The 21,326-nt window shown below is 60.4% G+C and carries 16 protein-coding genes; 8 read left to right on the top strand and 8 right to left on the bottom strand.

Going from position 1 to position 21,326, the window contains the following annotated elements:
* Positions 1-652 precede the first annotated feature (652 nt).
* Together hrpA and QWI18_RS21265 are read left to right on the top strand one after the other, a co-directional pair.
* Positions 653-4,564, top strand: a complete 3,912-nt coding sequence (gene hrpA / locus QWI18_RS21270; protein WP_369319770.1) for an ATP-dependent RNA helicase HrpA — start codon at positions 653-655, stop codon at positions 4,562-4,564.
* Between the two features lie 228 nt (positions 4,565-4,792).
* Entirely contained in the window at positions 4,793-5,923 is a 1,131-nt protein-coding gene (locus QWI18_RS21265; RefSeq protein ID WP_369319769.1) for a beta-ketoacyl-ACP synthase III, read from the top strand.
* A gap of 345 nt (positions 5,924-6,268) precedes the next feature.
* On the opposite strand, the gene QWI18_RS21260 is transcribed toward QWI18_RS21265, so the two are convergent.
* A complete protein-coding gene (locus QWI18_RS21260) occupies positions 6,269-7,588 on the bottom strand; it encodes a putative porin (RefSeq protein ID WP_065992663.1) in 1,320 nt (439 codons plus the stop codon).
* 279 nt (positions 7,589-7,867) lie between these two features.
* Between QWI18_RS21260 and QWI18_RS21255 the strand changes: the two genes are divergently transcribed.
* Positions 7,868-8,992, top strand: a complete 1,125-nt coding sequence (locus QWI18_RS21255; RefSeq protein ID WP_369319768.1) for a GNAT family N-acetyltransferase — start codon at positions 7,868-7,870, stop codon at positions 8,990-8,992.
* A 73-nt stretch (positions 8,993-9,065) separates the two neighbouring features.
* Here the strand turns inward: QWI18_RS21255 and QWI18_RS21250 are convergent, their stop codons facing one another.
* The 3 genes from QWI18_RS21250 to QWI18_RS21240 all read right to left on the bottom strand — a co-directional run bounded on the left by QWI18_RS21250 (position 9,066) and on the right by QWI18_RS21240 (position 12,832).
* Complete coding sequence (locus tag QWI18_RS21250) at positions 9,066-10,898, bottom strand: ABC transporter ATP-binding protein (RefSeq protein WP_369319767.1); 1,833 nt, start codon at positions 10,896-10,898, stop codon at positions 9,066-9,068.
* 189 nt (positions 10,899-11,087) lie between these two features.
* A complete protein-coding gene (locus QWI18_RS21245; RefSeq protein ID WP_065992670.1) occupies positions 11,088-11,645 on the bottom strand; it encodes a peptidylprolyl isomerase in 558 nt (185 codons plus the stop codon).
* Between the two features lie 260 nt (positions 11,646-11,905).
* Positions 11,906-12,832: a LysR family transcriptional regulator gene (locus QWI18_RS21240; protein ID WP_192134020.1), complete on the bottom strand. Its 927-nt coding sequence runs from the start codon at positions 12,830-12,832 to the stop codon at positions 11,906-11,908.
* Positions 12,833-12,882: 50 nt separating this feature from the next.
* Between QWI18_RS21240 and QWI18_RS21235 the strand changes: the two genes are divergently transcribed.
* The 3 genes from QWI18_RS21235 to QWI18_RS21225 all read left to right on the top strand — a co-directional run bounded on the left by QWI18_RS21235 (position 12,883) and on the right by QWI18_RS21225 (position 14,841).
* Entirely contained in the window at positions 12,883-13,197 is a 315-nt protein-coding gene (locus tag QWI18_RS21235) for a 3-phosphoglycerate kinase (RefSeq protein ID WP_192134018.1), read from the top strand.
* 388 nt (positions 13,198-13,585) lie between these two features.
* Positions 13,586-14,452, top strand: coding sequence for a carboxylate/amino acid/amine transporter (locus QWI18_RS21230; protein ID WP_369319766.1), 867 nt, complete (start codon positions 13,586-13,588; stop codon positions 14,450-14,452).
* A 152-nt stretch (positions 14,453-14,604) separates the two neighbouring features.
* On the top strand, positions 14,605-14,841 hold the full coding sequence (locus QWI18_RS21225; RefSeq protein ID WP_192134014.1) for a hypothetical protein: 237 nt from the start codon (positions 14,605-14,607) through the stop codon (positions 14,839-14,841).
* A gap of 95 nt (positions 14,842-14,936) precedes the next feature.
* On the opposite strand, the gene QWI18_RS21220 is transcribed toward QWI18_RS21225, so the two are convergent.
* The 3 genes from QWI18_RS21220 to QWI18_RS21210 form a co-directional block, all read right to left on the bottom strand.
* A complete protein-coding gene (locus QWI18_RS21220) occupies positions 14,937-16,214 on the bottom strand; it encodes a PrpF domain-containing protein (RefSeq protein WP_369319765.1) in 1,278 nt (425 codons plus the stop codon).
* 74 nt (positions 16,215-16,288) lie between these two features.
* A complete protein-coding gene (locus QWI18_RS21215) occupies positions 16,289-17,020 on the bottom strand; it encodes a hypothetical protein (RefSeq protein WP_296307593.1) in 732 nt (243 codons plus the stop codon).
* Between the two features lie 41 nt (positions 17,021-17,061).
* Positions 17,062-18,405 carry a mechanosensitive ion channel family protein gene (locus QWI18_RS21210; protein WP_369319764.1) on the bottom strand — a complete coding sequence of 448 codons (1,344 nt, stop codon included), beginning with the start codon at positions 18,403-18,405 and terminating at the stop codon, positions 17,062-17,064.
* Positions 18,406-18,585: 180 nt separating this feature from the next.
* On the opposite strand from QWI18_RS21210, the gene QWI18_RS21205 reads away from it, so the two are divergent.
* Together QWI18_RS21205 and QWI18_RS21200 are read left to right on the top strand one after the other, a co-directional pair.
* Positions 18,586-19,938: a DEAD/DEAH box helicase gene (locus QWI18_RS21205; RefSeq protein WP_369319763.1), complete on the top strand. Its 1,353-nt coding sequence runs from the start codon at positions 18,586-18,588 to the stop codon at positions 19,936-19,938.
* A 125-nt stretch (positions 19,939-20,063) separates the two neighbouring features.
* On the top strand, positions 20,064-20,387 hold the full coding sequence (locus tag QWI18_RS21200; protein ID WP_065992690.1) for a hypothetical protein: 324 nt from the start codon (positions 20,064-20,066) through the stop codon (positions 20,385-20,387).
* Between the two features lie 17 nt (positions 20,388-20,404).
* Here QWI18_RS21200 and QWI18_RS21195 read toward each other — a convergent pair whose 3' ends face one another.
* Entirely contained in the window at positions 20,405-21,277 is an 873-nt protein-coding gene (locus QWI18_RS21195) for a DUF6279 family lipoprotein (protein WP_369319762.1), read from the bottom strand.
* Positions 21,278-21,326: the final 49 nt, after the last annotated feature.

The following is a 21,326-nucleotide window of genomic DNA, read 5'->3' as shown; positions in this document are numbered from 1 at the left end:
AAGTAACCAAGGGCTTTTGCTCTTGGTTGGGCCCCGACTTCGTCGGGGTTCCTTCACTCCGGTCCCGCTCCGTGGGCCCGCGCCGAACGGACATCCATGTCCTGACGGCGCTCTCGCCGCATCCATGCGGCTCGGCCCACTCCGCGAGACCTACGTTCAGCCTGCACCAAGGTCGCGATAGGTGTCGTCTGGACTTTCTCCGCATGAAGATCAAAAGCAGATCACAAGCTTCCCGGCTAAAGCCGGTCCCACAGACCTGCTGCGCATCCACTGTAGGACTGGCTTTAGCCGGGAAGAGGCCGGTGTGATCGCCACGTATTTCACTGAATGCACGCGCTGCTTTTAGTGGGACTGGCTTTAGCCGGGAAGAGGCCGGTGTGATCGCCACATATTTTACTGGATGCACGCGCTGCTCTTAGTGGGACTGGCTTCAGCCGGGAAGAGGCCCGCATGACCGCCATCAATTTTTTGGCATACACCCTCCATGTGGGAGCCGTCACGACCTCGTGGGAGCGACCGGGGTGGCGCTCCACATTGCGCGCGAGGACTTACACCCTGCCCGTGAATGCCTTTGCGCCACAGACCTGCCTCCACCCCACCAAATCTGCGACAATCCGCGCCCTGCATTCAGATAGAAAGATTCCGCGCCCTGATGACCGACGATTCGACCTCCATCGACCAACTCTTCAAGAACCTCGACCACGCGATGATCAGCGATCGTCATCGCTTGCGCCGGCAATTGCATGAGCTGCGCAAGAAACCGGACGAGACGAAACTGGCGCAGTGGGTCGAGCGCGTGCAGGCATCGTGCGCCCGTGTGCTGAGTCGCGCGCAAAGCGTGCCGACCCTGCGCTACGACGAAAACCTGCCGATCGCCGCCAAGCGCGACGAGATCAAGAAAGCGATCCTTGAACATCAGGTGTTGATCATCGCCGGCGAAACCGGCTCGGGCAAAACCACGCAGCTGCCGAAAATCTGTCTGGAAATCGGCCGCGGTCAGCACGGCCTGATCGGCCACACCCAGCCGCGTCGCATCGCAGCACGGAGCGTCGGCAGCCGGGTCGCCGAAGAAATCGGCACGCCGCTGGGCGGGTTGGTGGGTTATCAGGTGCGCTTCGAAGATCAGAGCGACGAAAACACCCTGATCAAGCTGATGACCGACGGCATCCTGCTCGCCGAAACCCAGCACGACCGCTTTCTTGAGCGCTACGACACGATCATCGTCGACGAAGCCCACGAACGCAGCCTGAACATCGACTTCCTGCTCGGTTATCTCAAAACCCTGCTGCCCCGTCGCCCGGACCTAAAGGTCATCATCACCTCGGCGACCATCGACCTCGAACGCTTCTCGGAGCATTTCGACAAGGCGCCGGTCATCGAAGTCTCGGGCCGGACCTTCCCGGTAGAGACCTGGTACCGGCCGATGACCGCCCAGCAGGACGAAGAGGGCAACAGCATCGAGGAAGACCTGACCGTCGATCAGGCGATTCTCGCTACGCTGGACGAACTGGCCGCCTTTGAACGCAGCGAGCGCAAGTCCCCCGGCGATGTGCTGGTGTTTCTGCCCGGCGAGCGGGAAATCCGTGACGCCGCCGAGATGCTGCGCAAGGCGCAACTCAAGCACACCGAAATCCTGCCGCTGTACGCGCGCCTGTCGCCGGCCGAGCAGCAACGAATTTTCCAGTCTCACCCGGGCCGTCGCGTGGTGCTGGCGACCAACGTCGCCGAAACCTCGCTGACCGTGCCGGGCATCCGCTACGTCATCGACACCGGCACCGCGCGCATCAGCCGCTACAGCTACCGCGCCAAAGTGCAGCGCCTGCCCATCGAAGCGATTTCCCAGGCCAGCGCCAACCAGCGCAAGGGCCGTTGCGGTCGGGTCGAGCCGGGCCTTTGCGTGCGGCTGTACAGCGAAGAAGATTTTCTGTCGCGGCCTGAATTCACCGACCCGGAGATTCTGCGCACCAACCTGGCGGCGGTGATCCTGCAGATGCTCCACCTGCGGCTGGGCCAGATCACCGATTTCCCGTTCATCGAGCCGCCGGACGGCAAAGCCATCAGCGACGGCTTCAACCTGTTGCAGGAGCTGTCGGCGGTCGACCGCGAGAACAACCTGACGCCGATGGGCCGGCAACTGGCGCGCCTGCCGGTGGACCCGCGCATGGGCCGCATGTTGCTCGAAGCGGCGAAGCAGGGCAGCCTGCAGGAAGTGTTGATTGTCGCCAGCGCCATGTCGATTCAGGACCCCCGCGAGCGTCCGCCGGAGCGTCAGCAGGCCGCCGACCAAGCCCACGCGCAGTGGAAAGATCAGGACTCCGACTTCGCCGGGCTGGTCAATCTATGGCGCGGTTTCGAAGAACAGCGCCAGGCCCTGACCGCCAGCCCTCTGCGTAACTGGTGCCGCCGTAATTTCCTCAATTACTTGCGCCTGCGCGAGTGGCGTGACTCCCATCGTCAATTGAGCCTGATCTGCCGCGACCTGCAACTGACGGTCAATAAAGAGCCGGCCGATTTCCCGAAATTTCACAAGGCGGTGCTCTCGGGCCTGCTCAGCCAGATCGGTCAGAAGACTGAAGATGGCGACTACATGGGCGCGCGCCAGCGGCGTTTCTGGGTGCATCCGTCTTCGGGGCTGGGCCGCAAGCGCCCGCAATGGATCATGGCCGCCGAGCTGGTCGAGACCACCAAGCTGTATGCACGCATGGTGGCGAAGATCGAACCGGACTGGATCGAACCCCTCGCCGGGCACCTGATCAAGAAAAACCACTTCGAACCCCATTGGGAAAAGAAGCGCGGCCAGGTTGTGGCTTTCGAGCAGATCACCCTGTTCGGCCTTATCGTGGTTGGGCGTCGGCCGGTGCATTTCGGGCCGATCGATCCGATGGTGTCTCGCGAGTTCTTCATTCGCGAAGGGCTGGTGCGCGGTGAAATCCAGTCCCGGGCCAAATGCCTCTCAGCCAATGCCAAATTGCTGGAGCAGCTCGACGAACTGGAAGCCAAGGCGCGTCGCCGAGACATCCTGGCCGACGAAGAAACCCTGTATCGGTATTACGACGAACGCTTGCCGGCGGAGATTCACCAGACCGCGACGTTCGACGCCTGGTACCGGATGGAGAGCCAGAAGAACCCGCAGTTGCTGATCATGCGCGAGGAAGATGTGCTCGCCCGTGAAGCCAGCGAAGTCACGGCCAATCAGTACCCGGACACTTTGCGCCTGGGCGAACTGACCCTGTCGCTGACCTATCACTTCGAGCCCAACCACCCGCGTGACGGCGTGACCCTGCGGGTGCCGGCGCCGCTGTTGCTGTCGTTACCGGCCGAGCGCCTGGAGTGGTTGGTGCCAGGGCTGCTGGAAACCAAATGCGTGGCGCTGGTGCGCAACCTGCCCAAGGCGCTGCGCAAGAATTTCGTGCCGGTGCCGGACTTCGTCAAAGCCGCGTTGCAGCGGATGGTCTTCGCCGAAGGCTCGCTGCCCCAGTCGTTGGGCCGCGAGCTGTTGCGCATGACCGGCGTGCGGGTGACCGACGAAGCCTGGGCCGAAGCGGCGCAGCAGGTGGAAAGCCACCTGAAAATGAACCTTGAAGTGGTCGATGCCAACGGCAAGTTCCTCGGTGAAGGCCGTGAGCTGGATGAGCTGACCGCCCGTTTCGCCGAGGCCGGACAGGCTGCACTCGCAGTGCCGCACTCGGCGAAAGGTCAGCAGCCGGTCGAGGCCAAGGGCTTCGCAAAGGTGGCCGAGAAGACTCAGCAGAAGATCGCCGGGCTGTCGATGACGGTGTATCCGGCGCTGGTGGAAGAGGGCGGCGCGGTTAAAGAAGGGCGTTTCTCGACTCAGGCCGAGGCCGAATACCAGCACCGCCGAGCCCTGCAACGGCTGTTGTTGCAGCAACTGGCAGAGCCGGCCAAGTTTTTGCGCAGCAAGTTGCCGGGACAGACCGAGCTGGCCTTGCTGTACCGCGACTTGGGTCGGGTCGATGCATTGATCGAAGACATCCTGCTGGCGAGTCTCGACAGCTGCATTCTTGAGGGCGAAACGACGTTGCCCCGAGACGGCGCCGGCCTCCTGTCCCTGGCCGAGCGCAAGCGTGGCGGTCTGACCGAACATGCGGAGCGGCTGGCAAGGCTGACGCTGGAGATTCTCAAGCTGTGGCATGGCCTGCAGAAGCGCTTCAAGGGCAAGATCGATCTGGCCCAGGCCGTGGCGCTGAACGACATCAAAGGTCAGCTGAGCAAGCTGGTCTATCCCGGTTTCATCCGCGAGACGCCGGCGGTGTGGCTCAAGGAACTGCCGCGTTACCTCAAGGCCATCGAAATGCGCCTCGAGAAACTCGGCAGCCAGGCGCAGAAGGACAGGGTCTGGAGCATCGAACTGGGCAATCTCTGGGCGCAGTACCAGGCCCGCGCCGACAAACACGCCCAGGAAGGCAAGCGCGATCCGGAGCTGGTGGTGTATCGCTGGTGGCTGGAGGAATACCGCGTGTCGCTGTTCGCGCAGCAACTGGGCACCAAAGTGCCGATCTCGGACAAGCGCCTGAACAAGCAGTGGACTCAGGTCGAGGGGTGATCCCTTCGGCCCGCAGTGCCGATTACATTACCCGATAGCGCGAAATGGCGGCCGTTATGGCAAACTTCGCGGCTAAACTTCATAGCGTCATAAAACATCCGTCGTCCGCCAAGCGGGTTGCTGCCCCGTTGCATTGGGACCTTCGTCCCAGATCGCCAACGCCCCCGCTTGTGCTGGCTGTTCAGCTGCTGCCGTCAATGAGCTGCTTTTATCTCGAGAGGAACGACCGTGTACGAAGTCGTGATCAGTGGCACCGGGCTTTTCACCCCCGCCAACAGTATTTCCAACGATGAGCTGGTGCAGTCTTTCAACACCTACGTTGCCCAGTTCAACGCCGAAAATGCCGCCGCGATCGACGCGGGAGAGGTTCAGGCGCTGACGGAATCCAACGCGGCGTTCATCGAAAAAGCCAGCGGCATCAAAAGCCGTTACGTGATGGACAAGGACGGCATTCTCGACCCCCAGCGCATGAAGCCGCGCCTGCCCGAGCGCTCCAATGACGAGTGGTCGATCCTCTGCGAGATGGGCGTTGCCGCAGCCAAACAGGCCCTGGAGCGTGCCGGCAAGACCGCGGCCGACATCGACGGCGTGATCGTCGCCTGTTCCAACCTACAGCGCGCGTATCCGGCGATCTCCATCGAAATCCAGGCGGCGCTGGGCGTTGAGGGCTTCGGCTTTGACATGAACGTGGCGTGCTCCTCGGCCACGTTCGGCATCCAGACCGCATGCAACAGCGTCAAGCTGGGCCAGGCCCGCGCGTTGTTGGTCATCAGCCCTGAGATCTGCACCGCTCACCTTAATTTCCGCGACCGTGACAGCCACTTCATCTTCGGTGATGCGGCCACGGCGGTGGTGGTCGAGCGTGCTGACCTGGCAACCTCCCAGCACCAGTTCGACATCGTTGGCACCAAGCTGCTGACGACGTTCTCCAATAACATCCGCAACAACTTCGGTTTCCTCAACCGCACGGCGGAAGAGGGCCAAGGCAAGCAGGACAAGCAGGACAAGCTGTTCGTGCAGGAAGGCCGCAAGGTGTTCCGCGACGTCTGCCCGATGGTCGCCGAACTGGTGGCGGCGCACCTGGACGAGAACCAGTTGAACGTCAGCGACGTGCAACGGTTCTGGCTGCATCAGGCCAACCTGAGCATGAACCACCTGATCGTGAAGAAACTGCTGGGCCGCGACGCCACTGTCGAAGAAGCGCCGGTGATCCTCGATCGCTACGCCAACACCAGCTCCGCAGGTTCGGTGATCGCGTTTCACGAACACCAGGACGACCTGCCAAGCGGCGCGCTGGGCGTACTCAGTTCGTTCGGCGCGGGGTATTCGATTGGTAGCGTGATCTTGCGCAAGAAGTGATGCGCACGGCATGACAGGGGTTGATGACGTAGGAGCGTGGCTTGTCCCGCGATCTGGCGCGCAGCGGCAGCAACACAATGAATGCGGTGTGTCAGCAAGAATGGCGTGGCGAGGTTTAACGACTGCTGCGCAGCCGATCGCGGGACAAGCCACGCTCCTACAGAGTTCGGCGTATGGCATCGCAACAAAAAAGCCCGGCGTTGCTCTGTCGGAACGGATGATGGGGATCCGACAGGGCAACGGCGGGCTTGAGTTTTTTAGCAGCTTCAAACGGCAGCAGCACGCCGCTTGAGGCTTTTTGCTTTTAACGTGTCGCTTGCAGCTTGCAGCTTGCAGCTCGCTTTCTTAAAACTTCGCCAGTACGTCCAGCTGCAGCGTGTTGGCATCCTGATCACGCGGCAGCGCAGAGGTCGCGAAGTCCGCTTTGGTCAGGAAGTACGTCGCGCCGACGGCGAAGTTCTTGTCGATGTCGTAGGAAATGGCCAGCTTGTGACCGCGCGAACCGGTAGTGCCGTTGGCGAAATCGGAGTCGGTGAAAGCACCCACCACAGCGTTACGCTGCGTGTCGCGGTAGTTGTAGTCCAGACCGAAACCGAACACCTTGGTTTTTACACCCGCCAGCCAGGCGGTGTCTTCGTCGCTGTTGGTGGCGCTGTTGACCACGTACTGACCGTACAGGCCGACCGGTACGACAAAGCCGGTCAGGTCCAGTTGACCGAAGCCTTCGTACAGGCGGAAGTCAGTGGTGTTGTTGCCGTTGATGCTCAAGCCACAGAACGTTGTGCTGGTGCTGGCAGCCGCCGGATTACAGTCGTTGGAGTTTTCGTAATTGTAGACCGAACCGCCGACAGTCATCTTCACGTTGTCGGTGATGGCGACCCGCGTACCCAACTGAGCCGCGTTCAGGCGCAGGTCGTTCTTGAACTGCGTACCTTCGCCGCTGATGTTGTCCTTGAGGGTGTAGGTACCGGCGCTGCCGAACAGCTCGAAGCCCTTGTTGATCGGCAGGCTGTAAGTGGCGGCCAGACCTTCAGGGTTGATGTCGTTGTCCCAGATCACGTCGCCTTCGCTGACCCATGGCTGAGCCATCTTGCCGCCGATGACGTGCAGGTTCTGGATTGCGGTCGGGTGGTAGTCGATGAAGCCCTGATCCAGCCACAGGTCTTTCTTGGTGAAGTAGTCGTTCTGGTCAACGTTGGTGGAGTTGGCCTTGTTGTCACCACCGGTGGCGATACGGATGCCGGTGCTGACTTGCGGGTTGATCTCGCTGTAGGCGCCGAGACGCACACGGATACGCTGCCGGTTTTTGTCCTGGCTGTTGTTCTGGTCGTCGATCTTGACCGTCTCTTGCCGAACGCGAACGTCACCTTTGAATTGAGTCTTCGCTGCCCATGCCACTTTCTGCTCGAAGGCAGACAGTTCGGAAGACTTGGCCGTGGTGGCGGCGGCGATCTGGTCGGACGTGGCTTTCTGAGCCTGTTGCTGAGCCAACTGGTCTTTGGTCAGCTCGGTTTGCAGTTCGGCATACTGGGCAGGTGAAATCGAGCCGTTGGCCTTGAGCATGTCGAGCAGTTTCGCGTCGACTGCGGCGCTGGCCGGAACGCTCATGGCCAGCAGCACACCACCACACAGGGCTGCCGCAGTTTTCGTGGAAGCAAGACGCATATCAATCTCCGTAACTGAGAAGGGATGACCGGATCATCCAGGGATCAGCCGACCAAAGGCGGGCGGAAGAAAATTGGCGTTCTTAGAACCTCTGGCTCTAAAAACTGGCGCCAGTATTGCCAGCGTTTATGACGATACGGTGGCGAAGTGATGTCGTGTGGGTGACATGTGAAAATTTCGTTGGAGCTGCGGGCTAGAGCGGTGCCGCGAGTAATTTCATGTGCAGAACAGATGAATAGGTGATACTGCGCCCACGTTGGCGCGACCTGGAGTGGTGGGATGTCGTTACACCGATTGGATAAGCTTTCTGACCTTGCGCCTGAACAGTGGGACGCCCTGATACCTGGCGATTCACCGTTTTTGCGCCATGCCTTTCTCAGTTCGCTGGAAGACAGCGGCAGCCTCGGGCCGCGTTCCGGCTGGCGCGCCGAGCACTTGCTGCACTACGAGGGTGAGCGACTCATCGCTGCGCTGCCGGCGTACCGCAAGTGGCACTCTTATGGCGAGTACGTGTTCGATCACGCCTGGGCGGACGCTTGCCGTCGCGCCGGTCTGGCCTATTACCCCAAGCTGCTGGTGGCGGTGCCGTTCAGTCCGGTAAGCGGGCCCCGGCTGTTGGCGAAGACCCCCGAAGATGGCCGTGAACTGCTCGCTTGCCTGCCGGGGTATGCCCAGGGCGAGGAGCTGTCCAGCGTTCACGTCAACTTCACCGACCCGGTCGCCGATGCGTTGCTCGCCGAACAACCCGGCTGGCTGCAGCGCATTGGCTGTCAGTACCACTGGCAGAACCGCGGCTATCGGGATTTTCAGGATTTTCTCGACGCCTTGAGCTCACGCAAGCGTAAGCAAATGCGCAAGGAGCGCGAGCAAGTGGCGGGGCAGGGTTTTGACTTCGACTGGCTCGAAGGGCATGAACTGAGCGAGGCGCATTGGGATTTCGTCTACGCCTGCTATTCCAATACCTACGAAGTGCGTGGGCAAACGCCTTACCTAACGCGGGAGTTCTTCAGTCTGGTTGCCGAGCGCATGCCCGACGCGATTCGTGTGGTGCTGGCGCGGCAGGGTTCGCGCCCGGTGGCGATGGCGTTCAGCCTGGTCGGCGGCGACAGTTTTTACGGTCGCTACTGGGGCTGTTTGGCCGAGTTCGATCGATTGCACTTCGAGACGTGTTTCTATCAGGGCATGGATTACGCGATCGCCCACGGCTTCAAGCGCTTCGACGCGGGCGCCCAAGGGGAGCACAAATTGATCCGCGGCTTCGAGCCGGCCATCACCCACTCATGGCATTACCTGGCGCACCCGGGATTGCGCGAGGCGGTGGCGGATTTTCTGACCCAGGAACGGGCGGGGATTCTGGCGTACGCCGAAGAAGCGCGCGGGGCGTTGCCGTATCGGCAGGTGTAGTTGAATCGCGGGTGTCAGCGTAGCGGAGACAATGGGAGCGACTGGGTCGCTCCCATTGAGTGACGGCGACAGGTCAATCCACCCCGACGAACCCACCCGTCTGATGCGCCCACAGCCGCGCATACAAGCCTTTGTGGGCCAGCAGCTCGCCATGGGTCCCGCTTTCCGCAATCACGCCGTTTTCCAGGACGATCAGGCGATCCATCCGCGCGATGGTCGACAGCCGGTGGGCAATCGCAATCACCGTCTTGCCCTGCATCAGCGTCTCCAGACTCTCCTGAATCGCCGCTTCCACTTCCGAATCCAGCGCTGACGTCGCTTCGTCCATGATCAGGATCGGCGCGTCCTTGAGCAGCACGCGGGTGATGGCGATACGCTGACGCTGACCACCGGACAGTTTCACGCCGCGCTCGCCCACATGGGCGTCCAGCCCGGTGCGGCCTTCGGAGTCCGTGAGCAGCGGGATGAACTCGTCGGCGCGGGCCTTGCGCATCGCTTCCCACAGTTCGGCGTCGGTCGCATCCGGTTTTCCGTACAGCAAGTTATCGCGGATGGAGCGGTGCAGCAGCGACGTGTCCTGGGTGATCATGCCGATGTGCGAACGCAGGCTTTCCTGAGCGACGTGGGAAATATCCTGATCGTCAATCAGGATCCGCCCGCCTTGGACGTCGTACAAACGCAGCAGCAGATTCACCAGGGTCGATTTACCAGCGCCGGATGGCCCGATCAACCCGATTTTCTCGCCCGGCTTGATGTCCAGGTTCAGGCCGTGAATCACGCCCTTGCCCTTGCCGTACTGGAAGTTGAGGTCTTCGAATTTCACCTCGCCACGGCTGACCGCCAGCTTCGGTGCAGCGTCCCGGTCGGTGATGCCCACCGGCTGCGCGATGCTCTGCAGACCGTCCTGCACCATGCCGATGTTTTCGAAAATGCCGTTGACGACCCACATGATCCAGCCGGACATATTGACGATCCGAATCGCCAGACCGGTCGCCAGCGCAATCGCCCCCACGGATATCAACGACTGGGTCCACAGCCACAAGGCCAGGCCTGTGGTCGTCACAATCAGAATGCCGTTGAGGCTGGTGATCACGGTGTCCATTTCAGTGATCACGCGACCTGCCAGTTGGGTCTTTTCTGTTTGTTCGCTGATGGCCTCGCGGGCGTACTGCTGCTCCGAGTTGGTGTGCGCGAACAGCTTGAGTGTGGCGATGTTGGTGTAGCCATCGACGATGCGGCCCATCAGCTTGGAGCGCGCATCGGAGGAAATGACCGAGCGAGCCTTCACCCGAGGCACGAAGTACCACAGCGCCAGAATGAACGCGAAGATCCAGCTCAGCAGCGGAATCATCAGGCGCCAGTCGGCTTCGGCGAACAGCACCAGCGCGCTGATCGAATAGATCAGCACGTGCCACAACGCGTCCACCGACTGCACCGCCGAGTCGCGCAGCGCGTTGCCGGTCTGGACGATGCGTTGGGCGATGCGCCCGGCGAAGTCGTTCTGGAAGAAATTCAGGCTCTGCTTGAGCACGTAACTGTGGTTCTGCCAGTTGATCATGCTGGTCATGCCGGGGCTGATGGTCTGATGCACCAGCAGGTCGTGCAAGGCAACGAAGATCGGGCGCAGCACCAGCGCGACGATGACCATCCACGTCAGCTCGAACGCATGTTCGCGGAAGAAATTCGGGTTGGGCGTGCCTTGGGCCAGATCAATGATGCGACTGAGGTAGCTGAACAGCGACACTTCGATCAGCGCGCCGATCAGTCCGACCACCAGCAGCGCGGCAAAGCTGGGCCATACCTGACGCAGGTAATACAGGTAGAACGAGGCGACGGTGTTGGGCGGGGCGGCGGAAGGGGCTTCGCGGAAGATATCGATCAGCTGTTCAAAACGGCGATAGAGCATTGGCAATGACGCCCACGCTTGAGCGGGCTCTCCTTTGGATGGGGATTGGATACAGCGGCTTGAGAGCAGCCCGGAGACAGTCTTCCGATCAGACCACATGGAAACGCGATTGCTCACGCTGAATCAAGGGGCCTTGTCCTTAAAATGCAAAAGCCGGGCAGGCGCCCGGCTTTTACGCTTGCGACAGGCTTAGTTCACGCGCTTGGCCGTCTTGATCAGGATCGGGTCAAGGGGCACGTTCTGCATGCCGCCCTTGTTGCCGGCTTGCGCATTGACGATCTGGTCAACGACGTCCATGCCCTTGACGACTTTGCCGAATACCGCGTAGCCATAGTCACGGGCGCCGTGGTCGAGCATCGCGTTGTCCTTCACGTTGATGAAGAACTGGCTGGTGGCCGAATTCACGTCCGAGGTCCGCGCCATGGCGACGGTGCCGCGCACGTTGTGCAGGCCGTTATCGGCTTCGTTCTTGATCGGGTCGTTGGTCGGCTTCTGTTGCATCTGCGCCGTGAACCCGCCGCCCTGAGCCATGAAGCCCGGGATCACACGGTGGAAAATGGTGTTGTTGTAGAAGCTGCTGTCGACGTACTTGAGGAAGTTCTGGGTGCTGACGGGCGCCTTGTCCTGGTTCAGCTCGATTTCCACATCGCCGAAGCTGGTGGTCAGCACAACGTGAGGCGCCGGAGCGGCCATCAAATTGCCGGCGAACAACACGGCAGCGGCGGAGAGGGCGATTTTCTTCAGCATGGGCAGAGTCCTGAAATTGATGTCGACTGCGAAAAAACAGGACGTAAGGGAAGCACGTTTGCCGGGATTTGGACAGTGGGCGTGTGGCGCGCCCTGTTTTAGTGGGACCGGCTTTAGCCGGGAAGGGGCCAGTGTGAACACCCTCAAATTTGCGGTGTGACCCCCGATGCATTCCCCAGAGACTGAGGGGACTGGACTGAGGGGACTGATTTATTTACAGCGCTTCACCGTAAATTAATCTGTCCCCGGATAGAGCCTATTCAAAGCATCTGCTGCGGCGCCGGGAAGGGCACATCCAGCGGTGCGGTATCAAAACTCTGAATCAGCTCAATCAGAATCTGCGTCGCAGGCCCGAGCGGTTTGTCTTTGCTGGAATACAGATAAAACGTCGGATGCCGACTGCCGCCTTTATCCAGCGGCAGAATCTTCAGCACCCCCTCCTGAATCTCCCGCTCAATGATATGCCGTGGCAGCCAGGCAAAGCCCAAACCGCTGCTGACGAACGCAGCCGCAGTGGCCAGGCTTCCGACCGTCCAGCGCTGTTCGGCGCCGAGCCAGCCGACGTCCCGCGGTTGATTGCGCCCGGAGTCACGAATCACCACCTGCAGCTGGCTTTCGAGGTCCTGGAAATTCAGCTCACGTTGCAACTGATGCAACGGGTGCCCGGGATGGGCGACGGCGACGAACTCCACCTTGCTCATCTCATTGCCCAGATACCCCGGAATACTGAACCCGCTGATGGCGAGATCGGCGACACCTTCCAGCAACACCTCCTCCACTCCCGACAGCACTTCCTCACGCAGCCGCACCCGACATCCGCGGCTCTGCGGCATGAAGGCTGTCAGCGCCCGCACCAGTCGCGCGTTCGGGTAGGCGGCGTCTACCACCACACGCACCTCGGCCTCCCAGCCCTGTTCCATGTGGTGGGCGAGGTCTTCCAGTTGGCTGGCGTTCTTCACCAACTGCCGCGAGCGCCGCAGCAATACCTCACCGGCCTCGGTCAGCACGGCTTTGCGGCCGTCGATGCGCAACAGCGGAACGCCAAGCTGGTCCTGCATTCTGGCGACGGTGTAGCTCACCGACGACTGCGAGCGGTGCAGCGCTTCGGCGGCCTGAGCAAAGCCGCCATGGTCGACAACGGCTTGCAGCGTGCGCCATTGATCAAGGGTCACGCGGGGCGCTTTCATCTCTCGCTCCTGTTGTCCTAAGCTGGCGGTCCCTGAATGGAGACTGCCCCATGAAAAGAATCTGTTGTGTGCTGCTGGCGATGCTGCCGCTGAGCGCGTTCGCCTACCCGATCGACGTCGAGAAAGACATCAGGGGCGTGCAGGTCGACTACAACAGTCATGACGTCGCCTACGACATCGGCAATATCACCCTGAATAACTTTGGCGACGTCCCCGCCAAGTGCAGCGTGGTCTTCCGTAACGGGCCGGAAGCCCCACGCACGCGCCGGGTCCAGGTCGCGCCGAAGAGCAGCACCGAAGTGACCGCCAAGTTCACCCGCGACATCGTCAAGCTGCGCATCTCCCTGAGCTGCGAGCCTCTGTAACCCACGTCTCAGCGACGACCGAGCGTACTTCGGCTTCGGCGATAAAACAAATTCTTAGATGGGTTCGGGTCGATAGTCGGCTTCTTTGATCGAGACGCCGGCCGCTGACAGGGCAGGGTGATGAGCGCTCACGTGCTGGAGTGACATCCAACACGTCTCTTAATCGTCCGTTAATCCCGCCGCCCGATGATGCTCGCGTTCATCGACACTCCATTGGCACTCGTTCGCTCCTGAGTGCATTGCCCGATCGACCCGCAGGACTGCGCCGGGTTGATCGGGATTTTCTTTTAGGGTTAGGCATCGCCGCAAACGGTGGCCCAGCCGACCTGTTCAATAGACACGCCGTGGCCAACCCGCTAAGGTCGCCGCCTTCAAAAAAGGGGCAACCATGGGCTATCTACTTTTCGTGACGCTGATTCAGGCGTTTTCCTTCAGCCTGATCGGCGTTTATCTGGCCGGGCACGTCGACAGCTACTTCGCTGTTCTGCTGCGGGTTGTCCTGGCCGGATTAGTGTTCATCCCGCTGACGCGCTGGCGTCGAGTCGAGCCGTCATTCATGCGCGGCATGCTGTTGATCGGCGCGCTTCAGTTCGGCGTCACCTACGTCTGCCTGTACCTGAGCTTTCGCGTGCTGACGGTCCCCGAAGTGCTGCTGTTTACCATCCTGACGCCGCTCCACGTCACGCTGATCGAGGACGCCCTCAATCGGCGCTTCAATCCGTGGGGCCTGCTGGCGGCGTTGGTCGCGGTGCTCGGCGCGGTGATCATCCGTTACGACCGGGTCGATCCGAATTTCCTCGGCGGCTTCCTGTTGCTGCAGGTAGCAAACTTCACTTACGCGGCGGGCCAGGTGCTCTACAAACACCTGGTCGCCCGCCACCCCAGCGATATGCCGCACTACCGCCGCTTCGGTTATTTCTACCTCGGCGCCCTGGCTGTGGCGTTGCCGGCGTTTCTGCTGTTCAGCAATCCGCAGCATCTGCCGGATGCGCCTCAACGGTGGGTGGTACTGCTGTTCCTCGGCCTGTGTTCCACCGCGCTCGGCATGTACTGGTGGAACAAAGGTGCGTGCCTGGTCAACGGCGCCACACTGGCGGTGATGAATAACCTGCATGTGCCGGTGGGGCTGCTGATCAATCTATTGATCTGGGGGCAGAATGAGGACTTGGGCAAGCTGTTTTTAGGCGGGCTGGTGATTGTTTCATCGGCGTGGATCAGTCGCCGCGGTGTTGTTCAACGCCGGGCTGTTCTCTGAAACAGCCGGGTTAGACGCCCGCGTTACCGACATCAGCGAGGGTGATGTTAGATATCTTCATGGGTGGTTTTTCATGTTGGGATCAACCGAATAGATTGGCCCCAACGAAACGACTTAAACCACTTACCAGCAATTACGCGGAGATCTACATCATGAAAAAGTCCATCGCCTTTAGTTTCGCCTTGTCCATCCTGGCTACGGGTTCTGCATTCGCCAGCTCAGAGCACATTAACCAACGCGCCATCGTCGACGCGTCCAGCGCTACCGTTCTGGACAGCAAAGTCGCCAGCAAAGAGGCGGTCAAGCCTTTCGCCACTCAGACTTCCGGCACCGTGACCGTTGCTGACAACCGCAAAGAGTTCGGTTCCAGCTACCAGCGTGATCGTTAATGCCTTGGGTGTTATAAAACTCAAAATAAAAGCCCGGCAATTGCCGGGCTTTTTGTTGGTTAGTTAATTGAGTGGGAATTAAATGTATCTCGGATTCAAGTTCCGTTAAACAAACTGGCAGTCGGCACATCATTGGATGGCATACGCTCGGTCAGCGCGCTGGCGAGCTCGGCAGAGGCCCGGTAAAGCGGTACATATCCTCGCATGAGGATCTGTGCACTCCGACGGTAGGCCGCGCTGCTTATGTTGATTTCGCCGCCTTGCAGCGCAGCCACCACCGTAGCGTCCAAACGCCCAGCGGGGTTTTCGATACTGACCTCCACATCTGCGAGCTCAGTGCTTAAGGGAGCAATTCCCGTCGCCAACCGGTGCGCGGTAGTGCCTGGTATCAAGCAGGCTGCCGCCAGACAGCAACCGCCCGATACGGCCATCGATGCATGCCCGGTCTGGGGGGTGAAGTAACGAACCGCGATATTTCCCCCATTGCGAGGAGCGCCAACGATGCACACTTTCGGAATGGTTTCGCTGCGCTCGATTTCGGCACGACTCATCAATTCGCCGTCCCTGCGGCGCAGACGCATTTTCAAGCCAGCTTCAATCCAGACCTCCCGCAGCGCTCCCATGAAGGGCAGGTCGGCTTCAAGCTCGGCGATGGATTCTTGGCCCGTTTTGCCGAAGCTGCTTGCCTGAGCGATGACCATTGGTACCGCCACATCGACGCACGACACCTCATGCCCTGCAATGACATCCATCACCGCGCCAGTGGGTAGCAGCGCCCCGGTCTTGTTGCCGACAGGCGACTGCAGGAACAGATCGACGCTAGGAAAGGCGCCCGTCACTCCAGGAATTTCAGCGGTGGCGAAACGGCCATGTTCATCGCATTTCATTCGCGCGATGGTCAGCACGCCCGTGTTGGTGTTCTTTATCTCGATTTCGCAGGTCTGACCCCGTGGCAGTTGGCACAAACCGGCATCGATCGCCCACAAGGGCAGGGCGCTGGACATGTTCCCGCAGTTGACGCTCCAATCGATACCCGCATGGTCGCCGGCCAGTTGCGCGAGCGTACTGATCAGGCGTACCCCGCTCGCTGTCTGCTCGGCCCCCATCAGGAACACCTTGTTGCTGGTCGCGGGTCCACGCCCGAGCCCCGTTATCTGGCGGTTGCCTCTTTCGGTACCGGCCTGCGGGACGCCCATCAAATGTCGCAGGAGTTCAGCGCGCAGGGACTCGTCCTGCGGCAGAAGCGCCTCCCAGACCACGATGCCGGTCGACGTCCCGCCACGCATGTAATGTACGGGTATTTCCAGGACGCCTGAATGACGCCGAAGGGTTAATCCAGATGCAGCCAGAGAAAATGCTTCGTCGGTAAACACAAGGATCTCCATACGGTAGTGACGTGGTGCTGGCCCACTTCCGAGTGGCTCTCAAATGAGCGCCTCCGGGGTGGTCACGGATCTGGGGCGCAGCGCCAACCCCCGGGCGGATTAAACGTGCCCACTGAAGACAACACAGCTTCATCTGCGAAGATACCTGCGGCATAAGGATCCACTGAAGCTGGCAACAGAACCTCGCCTATGTTCGCGGGTAGTGTCGAGCACTCGATTTTCCATGGCGCTTCACCCGCTCGATGCTGGCCGAACGAGAGCTCGCAAGCCAACAGGGAGACGCTTTGTTCGCGGCTTGCGGATCGGCTGAGCAACTCTCTTAAATCGGTACCCAATGGCAGTGGCTCCGGACGGCTCGCGGCGAACAGAAAGTAGTCCCCCGCCAGCAGCAAACAGCCCTGACGCGCCGGGTCATCTATCCCCTGCAACCATTGCCCACGGCATGCGCCAATTGAACGAGGCAGCCGATCCCATATTTCGTAGTAGCTGTTATCCAGCGCTGTTTCGGTGAGGCAATCGCTGGTTTCAAAGTGCATGCGCCCAATGTCTTCATCACCGTTGACCGGCTGATAATCCATCTTGCGATGCCATTGGCAAATGTCGGCGTCGACCTGCGTCACGCCGGCGAAGCCTTGCTGTTCGCTCAACGTCAGGTGCTCAGCATCTCTGAGGTCTTCAAGCGCCAAAGCGGGCAGCGGATTATTGGGGATTCGCAGGTCCGCGAACAGTCGCGGTGTCTGCAGCCAATACACCGCCGTTTCGCTGTCCGTGTGCCCTGAGCGACGCTGGATCAACCGCCGCTTCCATACCCCGAGGTAAGCGTTGGGGACTTGATTCATAAATGTTCCGACCCAAGCAGAGGAGTTTTCACGGGAGTTGCCGGTTCAGGCTTGGACGCCATTGGTAATTGCACACTCTCATTCGACGACATCTTCGCCAACCCCATCCGCAAATCCGCCCCACTGGGCTGTTGATAAACCCCCAGCCCAAACTCCGGCAGCACCGCCAGCAGATAATCGAAAATATCCCCCTGAATCCGCTCGTAGTCGCCCCAACTGGTGGTGCGGGTGAAGCAGTAGATTTCCAGCGGCACACCCTGCGCCGTGGTTTCCATCTGGCGGACCATGCAGGTCATGTCCGGGTGGATGTCGGCGTGGCTTTTCAAATACGCCAGCGCGTAGGCGCGAAACGTGCCGATGTTGGTGATGCGGCGGCGATTGGCTGACATTTCGGCGACGTTGCCTTGCGCCTCGTTCCACGCCCTGAGCTCGGCTTTTTTGCGGCCCATGTAATCCGTCAGCAAGCGAACCTGTGTCAGCTTCTGTTCTTCTTCATCGGAGACGAACCGCACGCCGCTGGCGTCGATGAACAGGCTGCGCTTGATCCTGCGCCCGCCGGACTGCTGCATGCCGCGCCAGTTCTTGAACGACTCGGACATCAGGCGCCAGGTGGGGATCGAGACGATGGTCTTGTCGAAATTCTGCACTTTCACGGTGTGCAGGGTGATGTCCACCACGTCGCCATCAGCGCCGACCTGTGGCATTTCGATCCAGTCGCCGACGCGCAGCATGTCGTTGCTGGTCAGCTGCACGCTGGCAACGAAGGACAGCAGGGTGTCTTTATAGACCAGCAGAATCACCGCCGACATTGCGCCAAGTCCGGAAAGCAGCAACAACGGCGATCGGTCGATCAACGTGGCGACGATGATGATCCCGGCGAAGACGTACAGGATCATTTTCGTCAGCTGCACGTAGCCCTTGATCGAGCGGGTGCGGGCGTGTTCGGTTCGCGCGTAGATGTCCAGCAACGCGTTGAGCAGCGCGCCGACGGTGAGCATGAGGAAGAGGATGGTGAACGCCAGCGCGATATTGCCGAGCACATGATTGGCGGGATTGCTGAGGTTCGGGACTAGGTTGAGCCCGAATTGAATGACCACCGAGGGCGTGACCTGGGCCAGTCGATGGAAGACTTTGTTATGCAGAAAGTCATTGAGCCAGAACAGCGATGGCTGACGGCTCAGGGCTTTCATGGCGTAGAGGATCACCCACCGCGCCAGCCGCCCGAGGGCGAAAGCAGCGACGAGCAGTAACAGCAATCCGGTGATCGTGCGCAGCATTGGCTGGTTTTCCAGCAGCGTCCAGATTTCCTGGGCGCGTAGCCAAAGCGAGTGGGTGTCCATGGGCGCTGGATCTCCTGATCAGAAATGGGGGGCGCGATTAGAGCATTGATAGGGAAGCGAGGGCAGGGTAGGCCAAATCCGGTAACAAAATAGGCCCTTTGAGCTAAAGAGACTCGGCGAATCCGGCTTAAACCGGTACCCTATGCGACTGTTTTTTTGTATTACGCCGAGGTAACACCCGTGTTCTCCCAATTCGCCCTGCACGAACGCCTGCTAAAAGCCGTGGCCGAACTCAATTTCGTCGAGCCTACGCCTGTGCAAACAGCGGCCATTCCGCTGGCGCTGGAAGGACACGATCTACGGGTGACGGCGCAGACCGGCAGCGGCAAGACTGCCGCGTTCGTATTACCGATGCTCAATCGCCTGATGGGCCCGGCCAAGGTTCGCGTCGACATCCGCGCCGTGATCCTGCTGCCGACCCGCGAGCTGGCCCAGCAGACGCTCAAGGAAGTGGAGTGTTTCTCCCAGTTCACCTTCATCAAGGCCGGTCTGATCACCGGGGGCGAAGACTTCAAAGTCCAGGCCGCGATGCTGCGCAAGGTCCCGGACATCCTGATCGGCACGCCGGGCCGCCTGTTGGAGCAACTCAACGCCGGCAACCTCGACCTCAAGCAGGTTGAGTTGCTGGTTCTCGACGAAGCCGACCGCATGCTCGACATGGGCTTTGCCGAAGACGTCGAGCGTCTGGCCGGCGAGTGTGCCAATCGTGAGCAGACCATGCTGTTCTCGGCCACCACCGGTGGTTCGGGCCTGCGCGAGATGATCGGCAAAGTCCTGAAAGACCCGCAGCATCTGCAGGTCAACAGTGTCAGCGAACTGGCTCCGGGCACTCGTCAGCAGATCATCACCGCCGACCACAACGTACACAAAGAGCAGGTCCTCAACTGGCTGCTGGCCAACGAGACCTACCAGAAAGCCATCATCTTCACCAACACGCGCGCCATGGCCGACCGCATCTACGGTCGTCTCGTGGCGCTCGAGTACAAGGCGTTCGTGCTGCACGGCGACAAAGACCAGAAGGATCGCAAGCTGGCGATCGATCGTCTGAAGCAGGGCGGCGTGAAGATCCTGGTGGCGACCGATGTCGCGGCCCGTGGGCTGGACGTCGACGGCCTGGACATGGTCATCAACTTCGACATGCCGCGCACCGGCGACGACTACGTTCACCGCATTGGCCGCACTGGCCGTGCCGGCGGCGAAGGGCTGGCGATCTCGCTGATCACCCACGGTGACTGGAACCTGATGTCCAGCATCGAGCGCTACCTGAAGCAGAAGTTCGAGCGCCGCACGATCAAGGAAGTCAAAGGCACCTACACCGGGCCGAAGAAGGTCAAGGCATCGGGCAAGGCTGTCGGCGTGAAGAAGAAAAAAACCGATGGCAAAGGTGACAAGAAGGGCGACAAAAAGAAAGCCGTCGCCAAGGGCCCGACCAAACGCAAGTCGGTAAATCGTCCGAAGGCCGAGCCTTTGGTCAGCCAGGACGGGATGGCGCCGCTGAAAAAGCGCGTCACGCGTCCGCCAGTCGCTGAATAACCTCCTTCTGCCTCCCGGCCAGCCCGCTGAACGGCTGGCCCTCCGCTGGGTCACAACCACTGAGCATCAAGCCCGATGACCGGACGTCACGGGTATTGCCCTGTTGGCCCACTGGAGGTTGAAACATGTCTAAACGATACGACTGGGACCTGATCGAGCGTCTGCTGCACCACGTACAAAACAGCGTAGCAATCGAGGATGCATCAGAAACGCATGCCGCAGAATTGAGAGCGCTGTTGCTCGAACGTGGATTCATTGCCGCCCACACCAGCGGTGCAGGCGGGAATGGCGAAGGCGCCAGCCTTACCCCACGAGGCGCAAGCCTGCTGGCGATGATCGACAGCAGCATTCCGGGCAATGACCATCCGCGTCAGGTCTTGAACGATCAGGCCGATGCGCTGGATGAGGCGACCTTTGATGAGGTGGCCTCCAAGGCGCAAATCGCCTGATGCTGAAAGCGTCCTGATCAGGACGCTTTTTTCATGCTCTTGTAGCAACTCAAATCCGTGAAGTCCTTGCGCACGTCGGCGATCTTCGCCAGCAACTTCTGCCGTTGATCAGCCGTACTTTGCGCCATCAGGTCCGCAATCAGAGAAATCGCTGCCTGCTCGGTATGGTCATAGGCTGCTCGGTATTCGGGCGTCCAGAAGGTCTGACGGTCTTGCAGCAGGCTGGCAATTTTCTGATCGAAATCCCCGGTCTTGCGCTGTTTGACCGCCGCCAGCAGCTGCGACTGCCAGTGCGCGCGGTTGTCGATCCACAGCCGGTTCTGCTCGCCCAGCGAGGTCGACCATTGCATCACCCGCGCCTGCTGCGCGGCATTCAGTTTGCCCATCCACGGCGTCAGACGTTTCTCCATGCGCTGAGCGCGTTCACTGATCTGCTTGTCCAGCGGCTGGTCGACGAACTCATCCTCATGCTTGCGCAGGTCCTTGGCGAACGCCGCCTGCATTTCGCCCACTTGCTGATCGTCCAGCTGACGCAGCAGCTCGACCGCCGAGGGCGTGATTTCTTTGGAGAGGGTAGCGATGGCCTGCCGCGCTTCGGCGGTGCGTGCTTTGAGCTGCTCTTGATTGACCTGGTTGTTTTCGACCATCCCTTGCAGACGGTCCAGCCAGTCGAGGTAACCGGGAATCTGGGTGGTGCAGTGCCAGCTCAAGTGCTCTTTCAAGCGCTCATCGAGCCAGTCCTTCTGCGACGCATTCATGTCCAGGTAGTCGTTGAGCGACCAGGGGATGATGAAGTCCAGATGTCGATACGTCAGACCAATCTGACTGCACCCCGCCAGCAGCGTCAGGCTCAGCCACAGCGAAATAAAGGTCTTCAACACAATGCCCATGACAGCTCCTTGCCGGTTCGTCTCCCCGTTATAGAGCAAGTCAGGTCAC

The organism is Pseudomonas sp. W2Oct36 (assembly GCF_041060465.1).
Taxonomy (GTDB): domain Bacteria; phylum Pseudomonadota; class Gammaproteobacteria; order Pseudomonadales; family Pseudomonadaceae; genus Aquipseudomonas; species Aquipseudomonas graminis_B.
This window is presented reverse-complemented; position numbering and strand designations above follow the sequence as displayed.